18 protein-coding genes are annotated in these 21,996 nt (G+C 40.3%); 4 read left to right on the top strand and 14 right to left on the bottom strand.

Going from position 1 to position 21,996, the window contains the following annotated elements; genetic code table 11:
• Window positions 1–75: 75 nt before the first annotated feature.
• On the bottom strand, window positions 76–2,076 hold the full coding sequence (gene uvrB, locus CAL6303_RS02190) for an excinuclease ABC subunit UvrB (RefSeq protein WP_015196184.1): 2,001 nt from the start codon (window positions 2,074–2,076) through the stop codon (window positions 76–78).
• A gap of 283 nt (window positions 2,077–2,359) precedes the next feature.
• Here uvrB and CAL6303_RS02185 point away from each other — a divergent pair, with 283 nt between their 5' ends.
• Window positions 2,360–2,893, top strand: coding sequence for a hypothetical protein (locus CAL6303_RS02185; RefSeq protein WP_015196183.1), 534 nt, complete (start codon window positions 2,360–2,362; stop codon window positions 2,891–2,893).
• A 170-nt stretch (window positions 2,894–3,063) separates the two neighbouring features.
• Here CAL6303_RS02185 and CAL6303_RS30655 read toward each other — a convergent pair whose 3' ends face one another.
• Entirely contained in the window at window positions 3,064–3,216 is a 153-nt protein-coding gene (locus tag CAL6303_RS30655; RefSeq protein WP_015196182.1) for a hypothetical protein, read from the bottom strand.
• 599 nt (window positions 3,217–3,815) lie between these two features.
• Here CAL6303_RS30655 and CAL6303_RS02180 point away from each other — a divergent pair.
• On the top strand, window positions 3,816–4,493 hold the full coding sequence (locus tag CAL6303_RS02180) for a L,D-transpeptidase (protein ID WP_015196181.1): 678 nt from the start codon (window positions 3,816–3,818) through the stop codon (window positions 4,491–4,493).
• Window positions 4,494–4,763: 270 nt separating this feature from the next.
• On the opposite strand, the gene CAL6303_RS02175 is transcribed toward CAL6303_RS02180, so the two are convergent.
• From CAL6303_RS02175 to CAL6303_RS02160, 4 genes are all read right to left on the bottom strand, one after another.
• Window positions 4,764–5,306 carry a late competence development ComFB family protein gene (locus CAL6303_RS02175; RefSeq protein ID WP_041738981.1) on the bottom strand — a complete coding sequence of 181 codons (543 nt, stop codon included), beginning with the start codon at window positions 5,304–5,306 and terminating at the stop codon, window positions 4,764–4,766.
• Between the two features lie 134 nt (window positions 5,307–5,440).
• On the bottom strand, window positions 5,441–6,379 hold the full coding sequence (locus CAL6303_RS02170) for a M23 family metallopeptidase (RefSeq protein ID WP_015196179.1): 939 nt from the start codon (window positions 6,377–6,379) through the stop codon (window positions 5,441–5,443).
• Between the two features lie 170 nt (window positions 6,380–6,549).
• Window positions 6,550–7,224: a glutathione S-transferase family protein gene (locus CAL6303_RS02165; protein ID WP_015196178.1), complete on the bottom strand. Its 675-nt coding sequence runs from the start codon at window positions 7,222–7,224 to the stop codon at window positions 6,550–6,552.
• Window positions 7,225–7,511: 287 nt separating this feature from the next.
• Complete coding sequence (locus CAL6303_RS02160; RefSeq protein ID WP_041740171.1) at window positions 7,512–8,099, bottom strand: TetR/AcrR family transcriptional regulator; 588 nt, start codon at window positions 8,097–8,099, stop codon at window positions 7,512–7,514.
• A 216-nt stretch (window positions 8,100–8,315) separates the two neighbouring features.
• Here CAL6303_RS02160 and CAL6303_RS02155 point away from each other — a divergent pair, with 216 nt between their 5' ends.
• Window positions 8,316–10,622 carry a cation:proton antiporter gene (locus CAL6303_RS02155; RefSeq protein ID WP_015196176.1) on the top strand — a complete coding sequence of 769 codons (2,307 nt, stop codon included), beginning with the start codon at window positions 8,316–8,318 and terminating at the stop codon, window positions 10,620–10,622.
• Between the two features lie 165 nt (window positions 10,623–10,787).
• On the opposite strand, the gene CAL6303_RS02150 is transcribed toward CAL6303_RS02155, so the two are convergent.
• The 4 genes from CAL6303_RS02150 to CAL6303_RS02135 form a co-directional block, all read right to left on the bottom strand.
• Entirely contained in the window at window positions 10,788–11,846 is a 1,059-nt protein-coding gene (locus CAL6303_RS02150) for a sugar transferase (RefSeq protein WP_015196175.1), read from the bottom strand.
• 359 nt (window positions 11,847–12,205) lie between these two features.
• Window positions 12,206–13,171, bottom strand: a complete 966-nt coding sequence (locus CAL6303_RS02145) for a nodulation protein NodZ (protein WP_015196174.1) — start codon at window positions 13,169–13,171, stop codon at window positions 12,206–12,208.
• A gap of 445 nt (window positions 13,172–13,616) precedes the next feature.
• Complete coding sequence (locus CAL6303_RS02140; protein ID WP_015196172.1) at window positions 13,617–13,961, bottom strand: hypothetical protein; 345 nt, start codon at window positions 13,959–13,961, stop codon at window positions 13,617–13,619.
• Between the two features lie 23 nt (window positions 13,962–13,984).
• The gene (locus CAL6303_RS02135) at window positions 13,985–14,200 is read right to left on the bottom strand and encodes an Hfq-related RNA-binding protein (RefSeq protein ID WP_015196171.1); all 216 of its coding nucleotides are present in this window, start codon (window positions 14,198–14,200) and stop codon (window positions 13,985–13,987) included.
• Window positions 14,201–14,304: 104 nt separating this feature from the next.
• Here CAL6303_RS02135 and dapF point away from each other — a divergent pair, with 104 nt between their 5' ends.
• Complete coding sequence (gene dapF / locus CAL6303_RS02130; protein ID WP_015196170.1) at window positions 14,305–15,144, top strand: diaminopimelate epimerase; 840 nt, start codon at window positions 14,305–14,307, stop codon at window positions 15,142–15,144.
• A gap of 1,420 nt (window positions 15,145–16,564) precedes the next feature.
• Here the strand turns inward: dapF and xisF are convergent.
• The 4 genes from xisF to CAL6303_RS02110 form a co-directional block, all read right to left on the bottom strand.
• Entirely contained in the window at window positions 16,565–18,112 is a 1,548-nt protein-coding gene (gene xisF, locus CAL6303_RS02125; RefSeq protein WP_015196168.1) for a fdxN element excision recombinase XisF, read from the bottom strand.
• A gap of 74 nt (window positions 18,113–18,186) precedes the next feature.
• Window positions 18,187–21,015, bottom strand: coding sequence for a contractile injection system tape measure protein (locus CAL6303_RS28315; RefSeq protein ID WP_015196167.1), 2,829 nt, complete (start codon window positions 21,013–21,015; stop codon window positions 18,187–18,189).
• 177 nt (window positions 21,016–21,192) lie between these two features.
• Window positions 21,193–21,609 carry a putative toxin-antitoxin system toxin component, PIN family gene (locus CAL6303_RS02115; RefSeq protein ID WP_015196166.1) on the bottom strand — a complete coding sequence of 139 codons (417 nt, stop codon included), beginning with the start codon at window positions 21,607–21,609 and terminating at the stop codon, window positions 21,193–21,195.
• Window positions 21,610–21,617: 8 nt separating this feature from the next.
• Window positions 21,618–21,866: a type II toxin-antitoxin system Phd/YefM family antitoxin gene (locus CAL6303_RS02110; RefSeq protein WP_015196165.1), complete on the bottom strand. Its 249-nt coding sequence runs from the start codon at window positions 21,864–21,866 to the stop codon at window positions 21,618–21,620.
• Between the last annotated feature and the right edge of the window lie 130 nt (window positions 21,867–21,996).

Here is a 21,996-nt window from a genome sequence, read left to right as displayed (position 1 = left end):
AAAGTCATACTCAGGAGGTAATTAATCTTCCATCTCGTTATTTACTTCTCTATTCATATAATTTAAATAATTCAACTAACGACCTAATAATTTATCCCTCAACAATTTAATCCTATCCCTAAATTTCCCGGCTTCTTCAAATTCTAATTTCTTCGCTGCTTCCTTCATCTGTGCTTCTAACTGCGTCACCAAATTAGGAATAGTCTCCAAGGGAATCTCATCCAAATTTTCCACAACCTGTTCTAACTCAGTTGTACTTAAGCGCCGAGAAACTTCTAAAAATGACAAAATTGCATTACTGGATTTCTTCTTAATTACAGATGTTGGAGTAATATTGTGTAGCTTATTGTGGGCAATTTGAATATTCCGCCGTCTTTCGGTTTCTTCGATGGCTTTAATCATGCTATCTGTCATTTTATTAGCATACATAATTGCCTTTCCACGAACATGCCTTGCTGCTCTGCCGATGGTTTGAATAAGCGATCGCTCTGCGCGCAGAAAGCCTTCTTTATCTGCATCTAATATTGCCACCAGTGACACCTCCGGCAAGTCTAAACCCTCCCGAAGTAGGTTCACACCAACTAAAACATCAAATTTTCCATCACGTAAATCCTGAATAATTTCAATTCTTTCAATGGAATTAATTTCTGAATGTAGATATCTAACTCGAATCCCGTTATTTTGCAAATATTCAGTTAAATCCTCTGCCATCCGCTTTGTGAGAGTGGTAATTAAAACCCTTTCATTTAAATCTACTCTGTCCTTAATTTCTCCCAACAAATCATCAATTTGTCCATCAGTAGGACGCACAGAAATTTCCGGATCAATTACTCCTGTGGGACGGATAATTTGTTCAGCAATATGATCTTGAGAAATCTCTATTTCCCAATTTCCTGGTGTGGCAGAAACAAATACACATTGATGGTTTTTAGTCCAAAATTCTTCGGCTTTCAAAGGACGATTATCAGCGGCACTCGGAAGCCGAAAACCGTGATCAATTAAGACTTTTTTTCTAGCTTGATCGCCGTTATACATTCCCCGAATTTGGGGAACGGTTACATGGGATTCATCTATTACCAATAACCAATCTTCAGGAAAATAATCAATTAAACATTCGGGGGATTCTCCCGGTTGTCTTCCTGCTAAGTGACGGGAATAATTTTCCACACCGTTGCAATAACCAACTTCCCGCAACATTTCCAAATCATAACGGGTACGTTGATCAATACGTTGCGCTTCTAGGAGTTTACTTTGGGATTCCAAAAGTGCTTTTTGTTCCTTCAATTCCGCTGCAATATCTTGGCAAGCAACTTCCAAACGTTCTTCAGGAGTCACAAAGTGACGCGCTGGATATAGATTCAAAGCTTTCAAACTTTGAAGAATTTCCCCTGTCACCGGATCAACATAGCGAATTGCGTCGATTTCATCCCCAAAAAACTCAATCCTGACAATTCTATCTTCGTATGCAGGTCCAATTTCTAAAACATCACCCCGTACCCGAAATTTACCCCGTCCCATCTCGATGTCATTTCGGCTGTATTGTACCGAAACCAAGCTTTTGAGGACTTCCCGCTGATCTATTTCCATCCCCACACGGAAAGGAATAGCCGCTTTGAGATATTCTGAAGGCATCCCCAAACCGTAGATGCAGCTAATGGAGGCTACCACAATTACGTCGCTGCGCTCAAATAGCGATCGCGTGGCTGAGTGACGCAGCATATCAATCTCTTCGTTGATGGATGCTGTCTTCTCAATATAGGTGTCGGTAACGGGAATATAAGCTTCCGGTTGATAGTAGTCGTAATAACTGACGAAATACTCCACCGCGTTTTCTGGAAAGAAATCCCGCAACTCATTACAAAGTTGTGCCGCTAAGGTTTTGTTGTGTGCCAAAACTAACGTCGGTTTGCCGACTTTTTCAATTACACTGGCGATGGTAAAGGTTTTCCCTGTACCTGTAGCCCCCAACAACGTTTGGTACTGATTCCCAGCAATAATGCTTTTGGTCAGTTGTGCGATCGCATTCGGTTGATCGCCTGTTGGTTGAAAGGGTGCTTGAAGTTGAAACTCTGACATACAAATGTACTAAAGATACCCTATTTAATAGTATCGGAAACTTGAACATCGTTAATACAAATCTTAAAAATCAGTCTGTAAATCCTTGAAATTATCTGAATCTAAACATAAATTTTTGTAAACAATTGAAAATCCGTCTTTAATTAAGATTTACTTATATATTAATTATGAAAATAATTATGACTATGTAAGCTTTTTTAAAGTTAGACTAGAAATATATAGGAAAAAATTTTAGTTCTCCTAAGTATTGTAAAATTAGTTTAACAAATAGAGGTATGGGGTTATGAGCATGAGTAGCACTGGCAATGCAACCAGTCCTCGTCCGCGACGTGCCAAGCCCAAGGGGGAAACAACAGTGGAAGTTGAAAATAAGCAAGATCAAAGTCCAGATAGTGCAGACAGCAGAATCACACAACAAGAAAAAACCGAGAAATTAAAGGATATGCCAGTGCCATCAGAATCAACTAAAGAATCGACCAAGAAAGATAATACTAAGCTTCTAGTTCGTCAGTCATCAGCACTCACTGAACGTCCAATTGGAGCTAGCAACCTGGAATTTGCCGGAACTGTCACAATCTCAGGAGTACGTCCAATAGGAGTTAGTACTTTTGAAGTAGTGGAAACAATTGATGCAATGGGAGTACGTCCAATCGGGGCTAACTTGATTCATGTGGTTGACAGCATCAACTTATCAGGTATTCGCCCCATAGCCTCTAGTGGTTTAGTCATTTCTGACAGTTACTCGGTTATGGGTAATCGTCCAGTTGCATCCAATGAAGTTGATGATTCTCCAGCTTTGATGGGTTTCTTAGATTAAAACCACTATAAAAAAAATGAGCGTTGCTGAATTGCGGCATGAATTCAAAAAAATCATTTCCATATATCAAACCAGCAACACCAAAAAATGAATAATTAGTGAGATGGGGCAGGATATTATAATCCTGCCCCATCTATGTGTTTTATGAGAAACCAAAGTGTCATTCACCTCTAATTTTGAAAGATTTTTACCACGGTAGCTGGCAGCAAATCAATTTTTTGCTTTTCATTCATATCGGCATTGACTGTACTGGGTTCACGGACGTGTAAACACAGATTCAAGGAAAATGTAATTGCGATCGCTAGAAATAATTTTTCAAACATAGTCTTTCTCCCACCACATCATTAATGATTGACAGCTAGGGTGATAAAGTTCCAGGAGTTGATTATTTTTATTTTGAATTTTCGGGAGTTTACCCATGGTTCCCTAGGCATAGTCCTAGTGTGCCCGTAAGATTCAGTATATTTATGAAATAAGCTATAAGAATTTGTATTTTTTTGATATTTTTTTTACTATGAGAAAAGCAAATTGCAGCCATTTCCAGGTAAATAGACTACACGTAGCGGTTTAGGAATATGCTTTACCCCGCATCAAAATGTGGCTCAAATAGATGAAAACTGCTGTAATTTATAGATTAAGTAGCCATCATGAACTGACGTACACCAGGACGGATGAAAATAAAAGGTGAATGTATCTATTTTGATAGCCATCGAACTTTTATTTTCAAGCTAGGTAGATGGGGCAGGCAGTAGAGAGTAGGGAGCAAGGGGGCAGGGAGAAGGTGTAGCTCTAATACCCGTGTTCCCCTCCGCTCAACGGCTCCGAGACAGGTTTGCTCAAGAAAGCTCCCTGCCCCTCCACTTATTCGGTGGAAAAATTATAGTTATATCAGTGTTAAGGCGATGTCGGAGGAGAATTAGCAATGGCGATAGTAAGGAATAATTCAATCATGCGCGTGGTGATGTTGCTGTGTTTTAGTACAGCACTTTTGTCTCTTTCGTTGAAGTGGTATACGTCTAACTCCATGAATCCAGCAATATCGAACCAAACAAAAAATACTGACAAAAATCTCACAAAGCCGTTGGCAGTCTCTAATAAGTTGCCAGGTTTGTTGCAAATACCGAATAAATCCGTAACTCAACCAATTGAGAGTAACTCAGGAACAACGAATTTAAAACAAACATCACAAAGCAATGTTGTCCGGAACCAAAATTACGTCGTGGTTGATTTAAGCGATCGCCGTGTTTATGTGTACCATACAGATCAAGTAATTGCCAGTTACCCTACAGGTATTGGGAAGAAGGGTTGGGAAACTCCTGTAGGCAAATTTAATGTCATGCACAAAGAACTCCACCCAGCTTGGAGACATCCCATCACAGGTAAAGTTTTTCCGCCAGGTCCAGATAGTCCATTAGGGGACAGATGGATTGGATTTATGTCAGTTTCTGCCGATAAGGGGGAAATTGGTTTTCATGGGACACCAGATGAATCACTGGTGGGAGATTCAGTTTCTCACGGTTGCTTGCGAATGCGAAATGCTGACGTTCGGATGCTATTTGAGCAAGTCAGTACGGGAACATCTGTTGAGGTTAGAAGCTAAAATCTTAAGCGCAGAAATATGTTACAGAACCTAAATTAGCTTTAAACCCTTCTTACAAACCCTAACAGGAGGCACGCCACCCCAAATGTTTGCGCTTACCCCTGCTGCCTACTCCCTTGCCCTAATCACAATTTTCAACTCCGACCTACATATGTAAATGCGATCGCTGTTTGGAGGCAACGCACTAAATTTTATCACAAAAAAACCCGCTCCTTTTACAGGCGGGGGACTTAAACCCCCAAAATTAGTTATATATCTGGATCATTTCCGCTAACCTTGAACCTTCTGCTCAAAGCTGTGAGCATAGGTTTGAAGCAACGTACTTACTTGTCTGAGAACTTCATTACCAGTACCTTTTCCTAACATCGGAGTTTTGCCATCATTTGGTCGGTCAAGGTTACGGGATATTGCTTCACTAACTTGCTGATCAATTAGCTCTTGTAGTTCAATTTTGGCACGTTGACGTTGCCAGCTAGCACCTTCTTCAGTTGTGGCATAAAGGGGTGGAAGTCGGTTGAGGGCATATGCCGCAATATCTCCCACATCTAATGTCCGTTCGCTAGTAGCTTCAATCTCGGCGATTCTGGCAATAGTTTCCGTCAATACCAGTTCTTCCATAACATTAATAAACTGTTTGCGGGGTACTGCCACTACCTCGCCAGTTAATAGGGCACCCATCATGCGGTCTAATGCCATGTACTCTTCAATAGAGAGTTCTGAGGCATTATCACAGATCCGCCCGACTTCTGCTTCCATTACTGGTGTTAGATAACCATCCTGGAGAGCTTGTTCGACAATTTTTTCTATACTCATAACACTTATATTTTTCATGCTATCCAAACTCAGGTAGGGACAGTACCGATCGAATCTATTTTGCTACATTTTGCACAATTGTAAACAATATACACGCAATTCATGTAGTTAAAATGCGTGTGATAACATCTTGACTATTCAAATCCTATGTTTCGCCAAGCTGTTGGGTCAATACTTTTACCATTGACATACAGACCCCAGTGAAGATGTGGACCAGTGGAAGCACCAGTGGTACCAACTGCACCGATTTTTTGACCGGGTTGAACTATATCACCTTCTTTTACAAAAATTTTACTTAAATGCATGAATATACTGACTACTCCTTGTCCATGATCAACGCCAATGACATTTCCGTGGACTCGGAAACCTTGAGAAACAGTGCCAACTAGGACAACTCGTCCAGCAGCGGGGGCAATAACGGCAGAACCTTGTGCCCCTGCATAGTCTACACCACGATGGTAGTAGTCCTTAGCAAATTTACCATTATAGTAGCGACGAACACCATAACCAGTACGAATTTCTCCATTATTGGGTTTTAAAAATGGACCATTCCAAAATTTTTGAGGTGTGCGAGTTGCCTTCAACTCTGCTGCCCGCTTGAGTTCATACTCTGTGGCACTAACTCCAGCTTTACCAGGTGGTAGATTTATCCGCTGTACACGGAATGTGCGATCGCCTACTTGAACTAACAGGTTTTTAGTTTCGTTCCCAGATGTAACTTTAATTGTACGTTTACCTGCTTTCTCTAAGGGCGTTGTCACCACAAAGGCTCGATATTTATTTGGAGCAATTTTATAAGCCGGAATAGTTTCTGTGCCGCTAGTTACAGTAATATTTTCTTCACTAACGGGGTTATCTGGAGTTACAACCACTGAAATAGTATCCCCTAGTCTGGGGGATGCTGGGGTAATTTGTACCTGCATGGCAGCCTTTGTAGGTATAGCAAAAGCCACAATTGAGCTAGTTGCTATTCCCCCAACAAAACCGATGATTTTGAGTTTGCTTTTAAATTGTCGTACTAGTCTAGTAGGTAAATTTTTCACAGAGTGACTCAAATCAGATTGATTAATCATTTTTATCGAAAGATATCTAACTTAGCTTCCAGAGGAAACGACTTCATCATGTTGATAAGTGTTTCTGAGGGATAAATATAGATAAACTTCTTCAATAATTATCTAGGTATCTCGAAAAAATGCAACGTTGTTGAGAAATGTGAAAATTTCTGTGCGATCGCTTGGATTAATTAGTTAGCACCAGTTCCTCGACTCATCTCACGCATCCGCATTTTTACCAAGACTTTTAATCGTCGCTTCAATTGTTCAACCTCCTGGGTACTGCGTGCAGTTTTGCGCCATACCTCCCGTTCCATTAAGCGATCGCACAATTTTGCTAATGTGGGATAAAACGTAATATCTATGCCTAGATGGGGCAACAAAACCAGCGTATCACCAGCAACAATATCTCCTAAGCTGATTTGTTTGCCACCAAAGTAAGAATTTTCCCCTAAAATATCTGTGAAAAATTTTAAGACTTTATCTATGTGCTGCTTCGCTTTTACAGCCTGCGATGAATCTTCTCTTTCATAAATCAACGATATCATCTTTGAAAATAATTCATTGGAAGTCACCATTTGTACCATTCGCACCTTTGCTAATGCATTGGCTTGGTTGGGCAACATTGCAGGTGTGGGATATTTAGCTTCCAAGTAATCTAAAATTGCCAAGGATTCTATAAAGCGGAAACCCTCATCTTCCAGAACTGGAATGTGATGAAAGGGGTTAATCTCTAAATATTCAGGCTGTAATTGATCGCCATCTAAATTTAGCAATATTCCTTCAAAGGGAATGCCCTTTTCTAGCAAGGCTATCCAAACACGCCGAGCCATTGGAGATATGGGATTGTAGTAGAATTTCAACATGATATTTGCTGGTTGGTAATTGGTGGTGACAGGGAACAGTCAAAAGAGGCAGGGAGAAAGGGGAAGACTGAGATGTAGCTTTTACTCCGCCGCAGTTAGAGCGGCATGACGTAGCTCTGCTCCCCTGCTATAAAGCTCCCTGCCACTGCGCTTCTTGGTGAACAGTAAACGGTAAAAGTAAATAATGAATACACCTGATAGCTGACTTTAATTACATTTCAGACCGATTGGTCTTTTTATTTGTAAAAAATACGACGATGGAAAATATTGGGATTTGTGATGTCACTTTAAAGGTTAGTTTCGAGGTAGTGATTTAGGTGATTAATCGCTCTGGCAATATGAATGGGGTCTCCGTATAATTTGCTCATCATTACAGAACCTTCCAGCGTAGCAATAATAATAGTTGCCACTTCATCAGCGTCAACATTTGGGCGAATTTCACCCCTTTGAATTCCTTTGGCGATAATTAAACCAAACAAATCCCGCCATGAATTCATCGCTTGTTGAGCGCGTTCCCGTAACAGTGGGTGAGCATCATCACTTTCAATAGCGGTATTTAACAGAGGACAGCCCCCTGGGATGGGAGGATTATCTGTATAGTCGCGGAAGGCGTTAATAATGGCTTTTAAGCGTTCAATTGCATGATGCTTATTTTTCCATGCTGTTCTATAGTGCTGCTTGATGAGAGCGATCGCATAATCAAAAGCTTCCACTGCCAGTTGATCTTTACTCTTAAAGTGGTTGTAAATTCCCCCTTTCTGTAATTGGGTGACACGCATGATATCCGAAATAGACGAACCAGCATATCCGTGCTGGTTAAACAGTTCGGCTGCTTGCTTGATGATTTTTTCTTTGGTTTCTTCGCCTTTAGACATCTGAATTTTCCGACCAATTGGTCTGATTGAACCTAACATAATGAATCGAATGAAGTCAAGAAGAAGGAGGGGGTGTAGCTCTGAGCCATGTTTCCTTCCACTTCACGGCTCCCAAATTATGAAAATTAGCAGCGGTAGTTTGGCTAAAGACTCCCACAGATTTATAAAACTTTGTATGCTGAAGTTAATAGGTCTTAATAGTTCTTTAAAAAAACTGTGCAGGAAGATTTTAGATTAATCCTTGATTTAGTATCTGTTCTCGCCGTTGCGGCTTGCGGCGGGTTATTAGCTTCACTTTTAAAACAACCTGTGTTGTTGGGATATATCATCGGCGGTGTGGTGGTAGGACCAACCGGACTGGGACTGATAAAAGAATTAATTCAAGTTGAAACTTTGGCACAGTTTGGGGTTGCCTTTTTATTATTTGCCCTGGGTGTGGAGTTTTCTTTTTCGGAAATCAAAAAAGTTCGGGGGGTTGCCCTGGGTGGTGGGGCAGCCCAAATCATTCTGACAATCCTTGTGACGGTATTAGTTTGTGGTGTCACAGGTGCTTGGGGTGCTTTACCTGCCAAGGGTGTATTTTTGGGATCGATTTTATCTTTATCTTCCACCGCTGTTGTCCTCAAATGCCTCATGGAACGCAACGAGACTGAAACACCCCACGGGCAGGTTTTACTGGGCATCTTGGTGGTACAGGACTTGGCTTTGGGGTTAATGTTGGCGGTATTACCAGCCCTTGATAAACCCATCGATCAAATTGGTGTTGCGGTGTTGATGGCATTGGTAAAGATTAGCTTATTTGCTGCGGGGGCAGTAATTACAGGTAAGTGGTTGATTCCACCTTTGTTGCGGACATTAGCAAAAACCGAAAGCCGGGAGTTATTTCTGTTGGGGGTGGTGGTACTGTGTTTGAGCATTGCCCTACTAACTGAGTATCTCGGTTTATCCATCGAGATGGGGGCATTTGTGGCTGGATTAATGATCTCGGAGGTGGAATATGCCGATCAAACCCTCAGTTATGTAGAACCAGTCAGAGACATCTTTGCCAGTCTGTTTTTTGCCTCAATTGGGATGTTAATTGATCCGGTGTTTTTGTGGAATCACCTAGAATTAATCCTCGGTTTAGTGGCACTAGTATTAATTGGCAAGTTTATAATTATTACACCTATTGTCAAGCTGTTTGGCTACCCCTTGAAGACAGCAATTATTGCCGGGGTAGGATTGGCACAAATAGGAGAATTTTCCTTTGTTCTTGCCAGCGAAGGGCAAGTTATGGGGTTAGTTTCCCGCCAGATATATCTGATAATTTTGGGAACAACGGCAGTCACCTTAGTTGTGACACCATTTTTACTGCGCTCAGTACCAATTGTATTTGATTGGTTGGAGTCAATTCCCTGGTTAAAACCCTACATTAGTGGTGATGGAAAACCTTTAGAAATTGCTGAGGATACACCGCTAAAAGATCATATTGTGATTTGTGGTTACGGACGTGTGGGTAAAAATTTAGTCAAATTACTCCAACTGCATAATTTACCCATTGTGGTCATTGATCAGTCAGAGAGAAGAATTCAGCAGTTGCGAGACGCAAAAGTCCCGTATATATACGGTAATTGTGTTAGTTTTCATGTTCTTGAAGCCGCAGGAGTTCAAACGGCAAAAGGAATGGCGATCGCACTTCCAGATCCGATGAGTAGTAGACTGACTTTGAAGCGAGCATTGGAATTATTACCGGAATTAGATGTGGTGGTGCGGGCAAATAGCGATCGCAATATCGAAGTATTCTACCAATTAGGTGCTCACGAAGTTGTCCAACCAGAATTTGAAGCTAGCTTAGAGATGGCAACGCACCTTCTAGGAGACTCAGGATTATCACCAACCCTGATTCAGCAACAAATGCAGGAAATACGGGATAGGCACTACTTAGATTTGCGTCCAGAAGAAACCGAAATAGAGATTTCTCGGAATCTCCAGCAAGTAACCCAAGATTTAAACCGTCGCTGGTACACTTTACCAACTAGTTCTCCCTTAGTGGGGATGACTTTGGAAGAAGCTGATATGCGTTATCTCACAGGTGTTAGCTTAATGGCAATTCGTCGTAGTAGCGGTAAAGAAATAGATTATCCCGATGGTAAAACTAAGTTGGAAGAAGGGGACAACCTGTTAATTGTTGGTGCAAACGGAGAAATAGCGGCTTTAAATGAATTTGCCCAAGGGAAGGTGGCAGTTCCCGGAGAAAACCGTGCTTGTCAGTGGGTAACAATTACCCAAAGTTGTCCAGTTATAGGTAAAACTATTGCTGATTTAGATATTCATCAAAAATTCTGCGTCGAAATTCAATCAATGCGTCGTGAAGGAAGATTTATTCGGTTGCCGGGAGATCATACTGATTTACAAAATCATGATCAATTATTACTGTGTGGCAGTTTAAAGGCAATTGAAGAATTGCGGGATTTCCTCGCACCAGTAAATTTATTTCCTTTGGGGATTCCTGTTGTAAAAGTGGAAGAAACTGAAGTTGTGTAGCTAGAGTTATCAAAATAAATCCGACAATAACCCAACGATATAAATTATTTGTTGGGTTTTATTTCACTCTTACAAAGAAGGAAGATACAACTCAAGTTAAACCTGGTTTAACTAATTTTATCAGTCTAAAAACGTAAGCAATATACAATATTGTTTAGCTGAAATTTAGATTGACAAACCAGTACGCAATCGCTGAAGCATCTTAGGTATACGGCTTATGAAGAGTCTAAGTAATGCAATTGCACTTTTAAAATCAGGATACTGTCGTAGTAAGTATAACATTGCTAATGGACTAAGCCATAAACCAGCCTGAGATGATAAATGATTAACTACTTCTGTTCCTTTTAAACTAGCTTTAAGCATATTCGGTAGCTCTCTACATGATACAGGCAAATATTTAGGACAAGCAGAATCGTCATACCGAGAATTAACCCACGATGGTTCTTGTCCTTTACTATAAGTTTTAGCCTGCGGATGCCCAAACCCAATATTACGGACAAAGGAAGTGGTTGGCACGATGTGTAGTCTATTTTTGTACAAAGCAGCAAGTGTCATCGTAATCATCCAATCAGTTTGATTATTTTTTTCTAACCAAAACTGATTAATCATAGTCATCTTTGTTTGTAAGGTTGTTGGAATCTGATAAAAACTACCAAACGGATTGTACTGTTTAGGTTGATCCATTAAGGCTATATCATGCCAACGATCTGACCAAATACCAAATCCCCAGCCAAAAACCCTGTCAGATACTTCAAAATCTGTATCAATTGACTTGTAAATTTTTTCCGGAAAGCTTGCATAGGAACTAATGGAGAATATCTGCTTATGTTCACGATATGCCTCTAATAATCGGCACACTCTATCATAGAAGTGGCGATTTGGAACAATATCATCTTCTAAGTAAACAAGGGAGTCATAAGCAGATAAAACTTCCGTCAAGCCAATAATTACATTTTGATCGCAACCTAAGTTATTTGGACGTGCAACAATATCAACAGGAATTGTCAAAGAAAAATCTTTCAACAAAACGATGCATTGCTCGATTAAAGGTTGATCCTTTGCATTCCTTGCACCGTCAATAAAAGCAATTATTTTTTTAGGAAGTAAGGATTGCTGACTCAATCCAATTAAGACTTCTTTTAGTAAGTCAGGACGAGTAAAAGCTATTAAGACAAGTGGAGGAAAATCTTTGGGCAGGGCTACATCATCAAGAGAAATCGGCAAATCTTTGCAACTATTTATAACTATTCATCATTTTATCATTTCTACAACTTTTTTTCGATTTAAACCTCGTCTATATTGAGAACTGTAGTTTTCTATAAAGACCTTGAGATTGTTTTCTTACGAAGACGCAAGCTACGCAATGACGCATTTTAACCCCTCAAAAAACTCCGGGTTTCATCATGGAAGAGGTTTAATTAATGATCAATCACCCTAATCAATAATTTAAGTTAACCTCGCAAAATTAAGCTAGGAACATGGATTAAATAAAGTGTAAAGGTAGGTAACGCACCACTCTAAGTTCAATCAGAATTGCAGGTTATTAAATTTGGGTTCCTTAGTAGTTAGTCTATTAGTCGGCTTTAGTTTTGAGAAATTAGAGTTCTCGCTTTTGCTTTGAACTTATCCACCAAAGAGACTATTTTCACATCATGAAGATGATCTTTTTTGGCTTTACTCAAAATTGAAGCAACATAACCAAAGGAAGATTCAGAAGAAAAGACTAAATCATCACAGTCTGCTAGCAAATAAAGATCTGTTAGAGCTTCTACTCCATTTTTAATTCTATCAGGGCAAGAGTTCCAATTTTGATGCATTCGTTCTCCAGGCTGAGGAAACCATTTTGGAGTAATTACAACACGATCAAATTCTTGTTTAAAAATTTGGATGACTTCCTGAGCATCAGTAGACAAGAAAACACAATCAGAATGGTTTTTATGAATAACTTTTTTAGTAGCCTGAATCAGTTTGTCTAAAGGTATCTTTATATCTGTATATCTAACATGAACCCCAACTGTTTTAGAACCAAAATTAGTAGATTTAAATGTTTCAATTGATCTATAGATATCGTCTTTTAATGAAAAATTAGAATTTAAGATCAATTGGATAATAGCTCGGTAGTCTAAAGATTTTAAATGTTCAAATTCACCATTAAATAAAGTTCTCATCTGATGAATTTTGTGTGTATAAGAACAAAACACTAAAATATCTTCTTTATAATCAGCTTTAGAGACATCAAAGGATATTGACTCATCGGAAATACCTAGTTCTTGTTTTAAGCTACCAAAGGATTTGTTTAGATTATTAGACCACATGCTAGGATAAACGGAACCGGGTTTTATTAGTTCCTCTATTTGCGCTCCATCGGGATAGTCAAAAAACGAGAAAAAAGAATTTAGCCCCTCCTCTGAATAACTGCCATCTCTCCAATCTATAATCAAATTACGACCTGTAATTTGACTATATAGAACGGCAGTACAAGCAGCTAAAATTCGATTTCCCATCCCCGATGAACCTTTACAAACCACAAATTTATTGGATGTTGTCATACTTAAAAATCTCAAGCCTTACTAAAATTTATTTTCAGAGTGTACTTAAAAATTAATATTCTATTGAATTAGTCCTAAATTTTCAGGCTATTCATAGACTTACAATACTTATCAAACAATGATTGATAAACGTCTAAAAAGACATATTTGTCCCTAGAAAACTTCCAAGTTGCAAGCTTTCTGTAAATGCATGAGATAATAAATTTATACAGATAGCAAGTTCCATAATATACATATTAGCTAAGGGTGACTTCAGTAAATTCACCAAATCAATCATAGAGTTAATTATACATTTTCAACTATTATCATTAGATATAATAAGTAGCCAACTCAAAATTAGGGCAAACAGCCGTTTGTCGCTACAATATGATTGGGTAAGGCGGTGCTTAATATCAAAGGCATTAAGCAAACTGTGGTTAACTCAACTAAGAACAGCTATAATCTCCTAGAAATTGATTCTACCTCGACTGAGTAATTGATATCCCACTGCTAAAGCCGTAAAAGCAACTAGAAAATTCCACAAACTAGTTGGTTTTAAGATAACCCCACCACTTAAAAATACTAATACGATACCAATGCCCAGCAAAATCCATCCCAAGTTACCTGTTTGTGGGCGGAAAAACACTAGAGAAAGGATACCACTCATCAATGCTAATACTGAACCAGTCGCTGGCAAACCACGGTAAAAGTAGGAATAGTAACCAGTCGTAAAGATAATATTTTGACCGAGAAAATAAATACCTGTGATGAACAGAATCAAGCCAATAAACTTGATCAATAAGCTAGTCATACTTTATATTTTTATAATTTTAACTAACCCTGCGGCTTCAGGTATGCGATCGCATGTTTCCAAATAGTGACTTTTTGACCGCTTTCATCGGCTAACATCAGACACTGGATATCTTGCCAAAGAATTTTCCCTGTGAGGACATCCCCTGTTAGCAGCTTGATTTCCACTAAACCCGTATCTTTAATCAGGTTTTGGACTTGGCGAACGCTTGGTAATGAGGTGTCAAATTCTGTCAGCATGGTAGTTTATTATTTATGAGTGAAGATTCTTATAGGTCATTTGTCGATAGTCAAGGGCAATGACAAGTAACAAATCACACAAATATAATTCATTAAAATTGAAAATGGCAATCAAATTTACTAAGTATCACGGGTTGGGCAACGATTTCATATTGATAGATAATCGTTCCACCAAGACCCCAATCGTTACTCCACAACAAGCGGTTGAATTATGCGATCGCCATTTTGGAATAGGTGCTGATGGTGTGATTTTTGCTCTCCCGGCAGAAAATGATACTGACTACGCAATGCGGATTTTTAATTCCGATGGCTCAGAACCAGAAATGTGTGGGAATGGAATTCGCTGTTTAGCTGCGTTCCTAGCCGATTTGGAGGGAGGAAACCGTACTAGTGACAAATACCGTATTCATACCTTAGCAGGGGTAATAACGCCCCAATTAATGCCGGAAGGATTAATTCGAGTTGATATGGGTGAACCCCATTTGTTAGCTGGGGAAATTCCTACGACTTTAGCGACTGCTGAGGAAAAAGTTGTAGAACAAACCCTGGAAGTTGCTGGGAAAACTTGGCAAGTCACCTGTGTGAGTATGGGGAATCCTCACTGTATTACTTTTGTGGATGACGTAGACGCGTTAGCGTTGGCAGAAATTGGTCCTCAATTTGAAACACACCCAGTATTTCCGAAAAAAACTAACACCGAATTTATTCAAGTGGTAGAGCGCGACTATTTGAAAATGCGGGTATGGGAACGTGGTGCTGGTATAACTTTAGCATGTGGTACAGGTGCCTGTGCTTCCTTAGTGGCAGGTGTGCTGACAGGAAAGTGTGATCGCATTGCTACTGTAGAACTTCCTGGAGGGTGTTTAGAAATCGAATGGTCAGAAATCGATGGCAGAGTTTATATGTCAGGACCAGCCGAGCGGGTATTTACTGGTACAGTTTAGAAGCGATGGGAAACCAGTGAACTACTCAACTTGGTTCGAGGTACTTAGAAACTCAACTTAATGTAAATATAGGAATCCGGTTTGATTTTTGTTGGCGTAGTCTGTGCTTTGCACTTACAAAATTAGGTACTGTAGGGTGCGTATAGCCTTGCGGCATCCAAGAAAAGACGGAACGTCGTAACGCACCAAAACCTTATGAATGGTGCGTTACGCTGTCGCTAACACACCCTAAGTGTCTTAGAAACTCAACTTAATGTAAATATATCAACTTTATCTGAGATCTCCAGAAATTAATTAGGGGCTGTCCTTACTTGGGAATGTGGATTCAATAAATTGTAACAGCAGGGTGTGTAAGCGGAGCATAACGCACCGTTCGCACTTTAATCAAAAATTACAGCTTATTAAATTTGCATTTCTTAGTAGGGCTTTCTCTTGATGCTCCATAACGGTTCTCGTTCCAGTTAAGTACAAGAATAATGTGGGGGTAAACTGTTGTTTCCCCTAATTTGTACTTGATGCAAACGAAAAACTGTACCCAATGATAAGTCTCCTGTACTATCGCTTGATGGGGAACAGAAAAACAAGCTGTAAGCGGTGAAAAACATACCCTCTATTTTCATTTTTCTGTAAATATGTAAGTCCTAAATTTGATTATAAAGCTGCAATTGATGCTAATTTAGCAATTGGATCGGGTGAGATTGAGAGCGCTGACCACTACATTATTCAGGAGCGACTTAAACAATCTGGTTAATGGTGGAAACTAGAAAATGCCACGACTGAAGATTGGGATAATTATTGGCAAAATATTCATCAACAAAGTGCTAATAACCACGACTTTTAATTACACCAGCCTTATAGTATTTAGTGATTCATAGTATGAAAGAAAATCTCTAAAAATCTTAGCTTTCTCAAATTTAAAAGTTATAAATTTCTATCGAAGATAAAACTTTTGTTAAAACCACAAGCAAATTTACCCAAAAGGATCACCAGGAACAGAAAGTTTTAGCCAAATCAATAGTCTAAATAGTAGTGAACTCGGCTATTGACTTGGTGCTCTTTAGCCGATAAAAGTTCGTGTAAAAAATAGTATGAATAATTTTCTGAAAATCCTCTAAAAACCCAGAAAGTCAACAGCTTTCCCGTACCTATAGCTGAATAGAGATAGCTACAGAGCCAAAATGACTTGCATCTCATCTCGATTTTATCTACTAAGGGCAGGTATCGCGTCAGATTTTAATCTATTGCCCTGTAGCGATCGCGCAAAGCCGAAAAGCCATAAACCATTCCCAAGTTGCTGACTAAATAAAATACTCTACAATAACGAGTCAACAAACCCATGCAAGTAGAAACCGACAAAGAATTTTGGATGCGTCAACTCGAAGAGTGGCGCAAACTGGTACAAAATCGAGAATCAAAGAAGCTACAGAAACTCAATTCTCACGACACGGACAGTATCAACAACGATGCGACGAACCAGTCTGGTTAGTATGCGTTTTTTATCTTCTGGGGTGCGGGTATCCCAAAAATCACGATCGCGGAACATCCGTGTTATTTCTTCCCGCACAACTAAATTACGTTTTGTGCTGGCTTCGTGGAGGCTAAGTATGCTGGCGATTTGGTTGCGGATCTCCATCATCGCTTTTTCGACAAAAAGATTGTATGCCATTTTTTCTAACCCAGACAATGTTTCCCGCAGTTCTTTAACTTCTGCTGGTTCATCTTGTTTGTCTGTCTCTAAATCCACCATACCAGCTAGGCGTGTGGCTTCTTGGATCAATAGATCAACTATTTGATTATCCAGGCGATCGCTACGTATTGACTTTGCAGCATCGCATCTACCTAGGGGAAAATAAGTACATCGGAAATAATGGACATGTTGTCCACCTCTGTTTAACTGTCCAGACATTCGAGTTAAAGAACCACCACACCGAGAACATTTCAACAAGTTTGCAAAAGGGTTAACTCGTTCATCACCAGCCCATCGGTTTTGGGCATTGCCTCGAATGATACGCTTAATATGTTCGTGCTGCTCGCGGGTAATAATCCCCTCATGGGTATCCCAATTTACAGAGCGATCATCAAAATGATTTACCTTCCTACCAGCCCCTCCAGTCTTAGTTACATCAAATTGGGTTCCCCCGCAATGGACAGGATTTACAAGGAAATTTAATAAACCAGATGGACTCCACTGCAAACTTGCCCAGGGATACCTTTGATAACTTTTCTTCTTGCTAGGTGAATACTCTAGTGTTTCTAAATTGTTTGCATCTATAAAGTTTTTATGTCCTTCCTTTGGTAATCGAGAAGAAACCTTACCAGCAACACCAAACATCTCATTTAAACTGTTGCAGGTTTTTCGCACGCTACCACACTGCTCGAACACCTGGAAAATAAACGCGGCTAATTCCCAAGCTCTAAAACTGCGTTTCCCGTCCAACAGGGACACACACCACGCTTCGTCCTTGATATACCGATCGCTCTTAACTTTCCACCCCAAAGGTGCAAACCTATGGCTTTTACGCTGCACCATTCGCAATTTCCGTTCTGCGGCAACACGACTAGACAGCATTTTTACCTCAAACTTTGAAGCAGCCAGCAATACATCGATCGTCAGTTCCCCTCCCAGACTTTCGGTATCTATCATTTGGTCGAGTGCCACCAGTTTAATCGCTTTGCTCCTTAAAACCTCCAGAAGACCATAAAATAGTTTTGACGAACTGCCAATACGGTCAATTCTTGTTACAAGTAGTTCGCTAACTGCACCTTTAGACGTTAATTTTAAATCACAGATCAACTGTTGCAGTCCGTCGCGCACTTCTGTACTACGTGATTGGATATCCCAGTAAAAGCGTACACATCCCCCATTTTTTCCACGATCTAACTGTTTCTGAAGCGCCTGCCTATCCTCTTGTTGCTCGAAAGTTGACACTCTTGCATAGAACCACTTCTCGCCCATATCATCGTGCATATCATAATTTTCAGTTACTTCTTTTTTCCGATGTTGTGCAAAGTAATCGGAAATTTTCGTCTATGATTTGCTGCTTAGTGCCATTCCACAACCAAAAGTCCCTCCATCCAGGGCAAAGTTACCATACTTAGTCCCCAGGGCAGGCTACCCAGCAAAATATCAATCGCCTGTTGTTCCACTTGGAGTTTCCAGTTTCCGTCTCCATTACGTGTGAGTTTACCCTCCCGTTGTAAAAAACCTTCCCGCAATCCATCGGGACTAGTGCTTTTCAGGGTTTGCCAATAAGTAATAACTGTTTGTAATAGTTTTTCACCTTCTTCTAGTGCTGCTGATTGTAAATCTAACCCCCGCACCACTGGCTGATTTAGCGACCAGCCACAGAGTAATTTTGGTAACACCAGTTCATATTCGGGTGCATCAATTTGCTTAGTCGCTAGGTAATGCAGTAAGTATATTGCCGTTTGTTGTGCCGATTCGTCTCGAAAAGATTCGCCATCCCATAGTCCGACTGCTTCCAAATATAAGCGTATAAACGGATGCAACAAAACCAGTCCCGCATGGGTAATATACAGTCCCGCAGCTTCTTCATCGCTTGATAATATAGAGTTGCGATCGCTCTCAAAAATAGGAGTTTCCCGCAAGTTTCCCGATAGGGAAATGATACTTGATGTATTTATTAGGATTTGCTCGAGGGTGCTCAACCAAGGGAAATGTTCAGCTTTGGGGAATGTGCCAATAGTAGTACGTAGGTTTTGGGATAAGACTTGGCTTGTGATTTCTGGAGAATCAAAAGGTTTTTCTTGTGTTAATTCGACTTGTTCAACAGGAACAGAAGTTTCGCTTAATCGATTAAATTCTGGTGTTTCTAGCCAGATTTGGACTAACTGGACTAGCCATTTCTGAGTCCAAATCTCTGTTGGTAAAGGTCTCAGTGCTGTGTTATCTGTGCCAATTTCAGCGAAAAGTAACAGCCACGCTTGATCCATTAAGCGATCGGTTCTTAGGTTCAAAGACTGCATTAATTGTTTAGCTTGTGCTAGCAGGGTGTGCCAATTCGTCCAAGTTGGCTGTAACTGCAATACGATCTGATGTCGTAAACTTTCTGGTAACTGGGTGACTAATCTTTGTCGTGTTGCTACATTATTTCTAAGTAATTCACGTATTGGCATCTGCCAAGCGGTTTCAGTTTGGATGACAGTTTCCCAACGGGGGAACCAGTCCTGCAAATCTGCTGATGCTTCCTTGCTAGGCAAACTACCAGATTCTAAAAAGTACAGTAACACTTGCCAATCTGTTTGAGGATGGGCTGGGCTATTCTGTGGCGCTGCCGTAGTCGTTGCCATATCTGCTATATTTAGCACCTGATTATAGGCATTCAACCACAGACTTCTTTCTCCAGGAGACATTGCATAAATACTAGTGCCTAGCTTTTGCCAAAGAATTTCCTCCCCTGCCCCCTGTTCCACTGGCTTCAATCGCCAGTTTTGCACGAGTTGGGCTAGCCAGTTAGAAGTCCAAGTTGCGGCAGGTAAGGGACTTAGCGATGTCTTATCTGCACGGATTTCAGCTAGAAGTAGTTCCCAAGCTAATGTTTCTAATTGCTGGAAGCGATCGTGAAACGACTCCGTAGGAGTATCGCTTCTTAGGTTCAAAGACTGCATTAATTGTTTAGCTTGTGCTAGCAGGGTGTACCAATTCGTCCAAGCTGGCTGTAACTGCAATATCAACTGATGTCGTAAATTTTCTGGTAACTGAGTAATTAATCTTTGTCGTGTTGCTACATTATTCATCAGTAATTCCCGCAAAGGTATCTGCCAAGCGGTTTCAGTTTGGATGACAGTTTCCCAACGGGGGAACCAGTCTTGATAATCCTCTGATTTTTGCCCCCAAGGTAAACGACCATACTGTAAAAAATACAGGAATACTTCCCAATCTGTTTGAGGACGCACTGGGCTATTCTCGGACGCTGGCGAAGTCGTTGCTTTTAGCACCTGATTATAGGCACTCAACCACAGACTTCTTTCCCCAGAAGACACCGCATCAATATTAGTGCGTAGCCTTTGCCAAAAAATGTCCTCCCCTGCCGCCCTACTCCCTGCCCCCTGCTCCCAGTTATGCACCAGTTGGTCTAACCATCTGCAAGTCCAGGTAGCGGGGAATGGTCTTGTCGGTGCGTTATCAGCACCAATTTCCCCTAGCAGCAGTAGCCAAGCTTGCCGCTCTAAGTATCGCCCAGCATCCCTGCTCAATTGCAAGGACTGTATCAATTGTTTTGCTTGGATCAGTAGGGTGTGCCAAGTCATCCAGGCTGGCTGTAACTGCAATATTAGCTGGTGCCGGAAGGATTCTGGTAGCTGCTCAACTAGACGCTGTTGTGTGGCGGGATAATTTATAAGTAATTTACGCAGATCTTGTTGCCAGTTAGTATCACTTTGTACTAATGCCTCCCAGCGCGGCAACCAAGATTGCCAACTGTGATTTGAACACCACCAAGGCAATCGCCCATACTGTAAAAAGTACAGGAATATCTCCCAATCTGCACCAGTGCCATCGCAGATAATTTTGTCGTTTGCTAACTGGTGCAGTAACCGATCCGTCAAGCGATGGTACATAGACAACTGCCGTAGGCGATCGCTTAAAGTCTCCCTCAAAGCAGCTAGTAATTTATGTATAAATTCATCTGCTAAAAAACGGCGATCGATGGAGCCAATTTCCACCACCAGTTGATCTAATCGTACTACTTCTTCATCTCCTACCAATTGGTCGAACAAACGCGCTATTTCCTCCAAACCCTGCTGCTGAAACAAGCGACTCACATCTTCCTGTAAACTCCATACATCAGCAAGTTGCTTGGTGTCGAGTTCTAGTAAAGTTCGTCCAATTATGTGACGTTGTTGGCTCATAGGGAAAATAGAAAACAGGATTATACGTTTTAAAATAGGTAGCGACTAACCTGATAAAACCAGTTTCTCAGTCTCATCCTAATAATTTCGACCAAAATCCCAAGTTTGTGAGGTAACTTAATGCTTTTCAAATCCTCTGTTGCATTACTGATTGCTAGTTCAAAATCTTTCTATCTTTCACCCAGGAAAATCAATTATTTCATCCAAAAAAGTGCGTGGATTGATAATAGGAATATTTTGAATCGGATGTAGGATCAGCAAATCTGTATCCCCTGTAATCAGATGAGTTGCATCACCATTCAAAGCCAATTCGAGAAATTTATCATCTTTAGCATCTCGACATAATTTTATTTGCTTCAAAATTGCGACAGAAACCCATGTGGTTTTAATCCGTCTAGATAAGCCCTCAATGTTATCAGCATCAATATATTTGGCAAATTTTGATCGCCCCAAAACAGATAATAGTTCTGCTAACGTAGCGTCAGAATATAAAATAACACCATTGTCTTCTCCCCAGTTTAAAACCTTTGCTGGAATTGAATTAGGCGCTAAAGTAGCACTTATTAATACATTGGTGTCAAGAACTAAGCGCATTTGTTGGATTACTCATTACTTAAAAGTTCGTTTAACTTGTCTTCCGTTAGACCACGTTCTTGAGCTTCTCGTCCAATATTTTCTCTAAATTGTTGAAATTCCTGAATATTAATCCGAGTGATGCGTTGATAATCTTCCATGGACATAATAACTGCAACATCACGATTTTGTTTACGGATAGTAATCGGTTCACGTTGTGCTTTTTCGATGACTGCGGCAAAGGTTTGCTTGGCTTCTGTAGCTGAAACAAATTGCATAACTATACCTCTTTTCTTTAATTATAGACAAAATAGACAATTTGTCCGTAATTTATAGAAATCCGGTTGGATTTATGAAAACATCGGTAGCGACTGTCTTAGTTGTCAAGTTGTCAAGTGCGTAGTTTAC

The organism is Calothrix sp. PCC 6303, assembly GCF_000317435.1.
Lineage (GTDB): Bacteria > Cyanobacteriota > Cyanobacteriia > Cyanobacteriales > Nostocaceae > PCC-6303.
Note: the sequence above shows the minus strand (reverse complement) of the source record. Positions and strands in the feature narration are given on the sequence as shown.

Bases quoted from the DNA above. Each gene is read 5' to 3' on its own strand.
- uvrB (WP_015196184.1), bottom strand. From the start codon at position 2,076: ATGTCAGAGTTTCAACTTCAAGCACCCTTTCAACCAACAGGCGATCAA.
- CAL6303_RS02185 (WP_015196183.1), top strand. From the start codon at position 2,360: ATGAGCATGAGTAGCACTGGCAATGCAACCAGTCCTCGTCCGCGACGT.
- CAL6303_RS30655 (WP_015196182.1), bottom strand. From the start codon at position 3,216: ATGTTTGAAAAATTATTTCTAGCGATCGCAATTACATTTTCCTTGAAT.
- CAL6303_RS02180 (WP_015196181.1), top strand. From the start codon at position 3,816: ATGGCGATAGTAAGGAATAATTCAATCATGCGCGTGGTGATGTTGCTG.
- CAL6303_RS02175 (WP_041738981.1), bottom strand. From the start codon at position 5,306: ATGAGTATAGAAAAAATTGTCGAACAAGCTCTCCAGGATGGTTATCTA.
- CAL6303_RS02170 (WP_015196179.1), bottom strand. From the start codon at position 6,379: ATGATTAATCAATCTGATTTGAGTCACTCTGTGAAAAATTTACCTACT.
- CAL6303_RS02165 (WP_015196178.1), bottom strand. From the start codon at position 7,224: ATGTTGAAATTCTACTACAATCCCATATCTCCAATGGCTCGGCGTGTT.
- CAL6303_RS02160 (WP_041740171.1), bottom strand. From the start codon at position 8,099: ATGTCTAAAGGCGAAGAAACCAAAGAAAAAATCATCAAGCAAGCAGCC.
- CAL6303_RS02145 (WP_015196174.1), bottom strand. From the start codon at position 13,171: ATGACAACATCCAATAAATTTGTGGTTTGTAAAGGTTCATCGGGGATG.
- CAL6303_RS02140 (WP_015196172.1), bottom strand. From the start codon at position 13,961: ATGACTAGCTTATTGATCAAGTTTATTGGCTTGATTCTGTTCATCACA.
- CAL6303_RS02135 (WP_015196171.1), bottom strand. From the start codon at position 14,200: ATGCTGACAGAATTTGACACCTCATTACCAAGCGTTCGCCAAGTCCAA.
- dapF (WP_015196170.1), top strand. From the start codon at position 14,305: ATGGCAATCAAATTTACTAAGTATCACGGGTTGGGCAACGATTTCATA.
- xisF (WP_015196168.1), bottom strand. From the start codon at position 18,112: ATGCACGATGATATGGGCGAGAAGTGGTTCTATGCAAGAGTGTCAACT.
- CAL6303_RS28315 (WP_015196167.1), bottom strand. From the start codon at position 21,015: ATGAGCCAACAACGTCACATAATTGGACGAACTTTACTAGAACTCGAC.
- CAL6303_RS02115 (WP_015196166.1), bottom strand. From the start codon at position 21,609: ATGCGCTTAGTTCTTGACACCAATGTATTAATAAGTGCTACTTTAGCG.
- CAL6303_RS02110 (WP_015196165.1), bottom strand. From the start codon at position 21,866: ATGCAATTTGTTTCAGCTACAGAAGCCAAGCAAACCTTTGCCGCAGTC.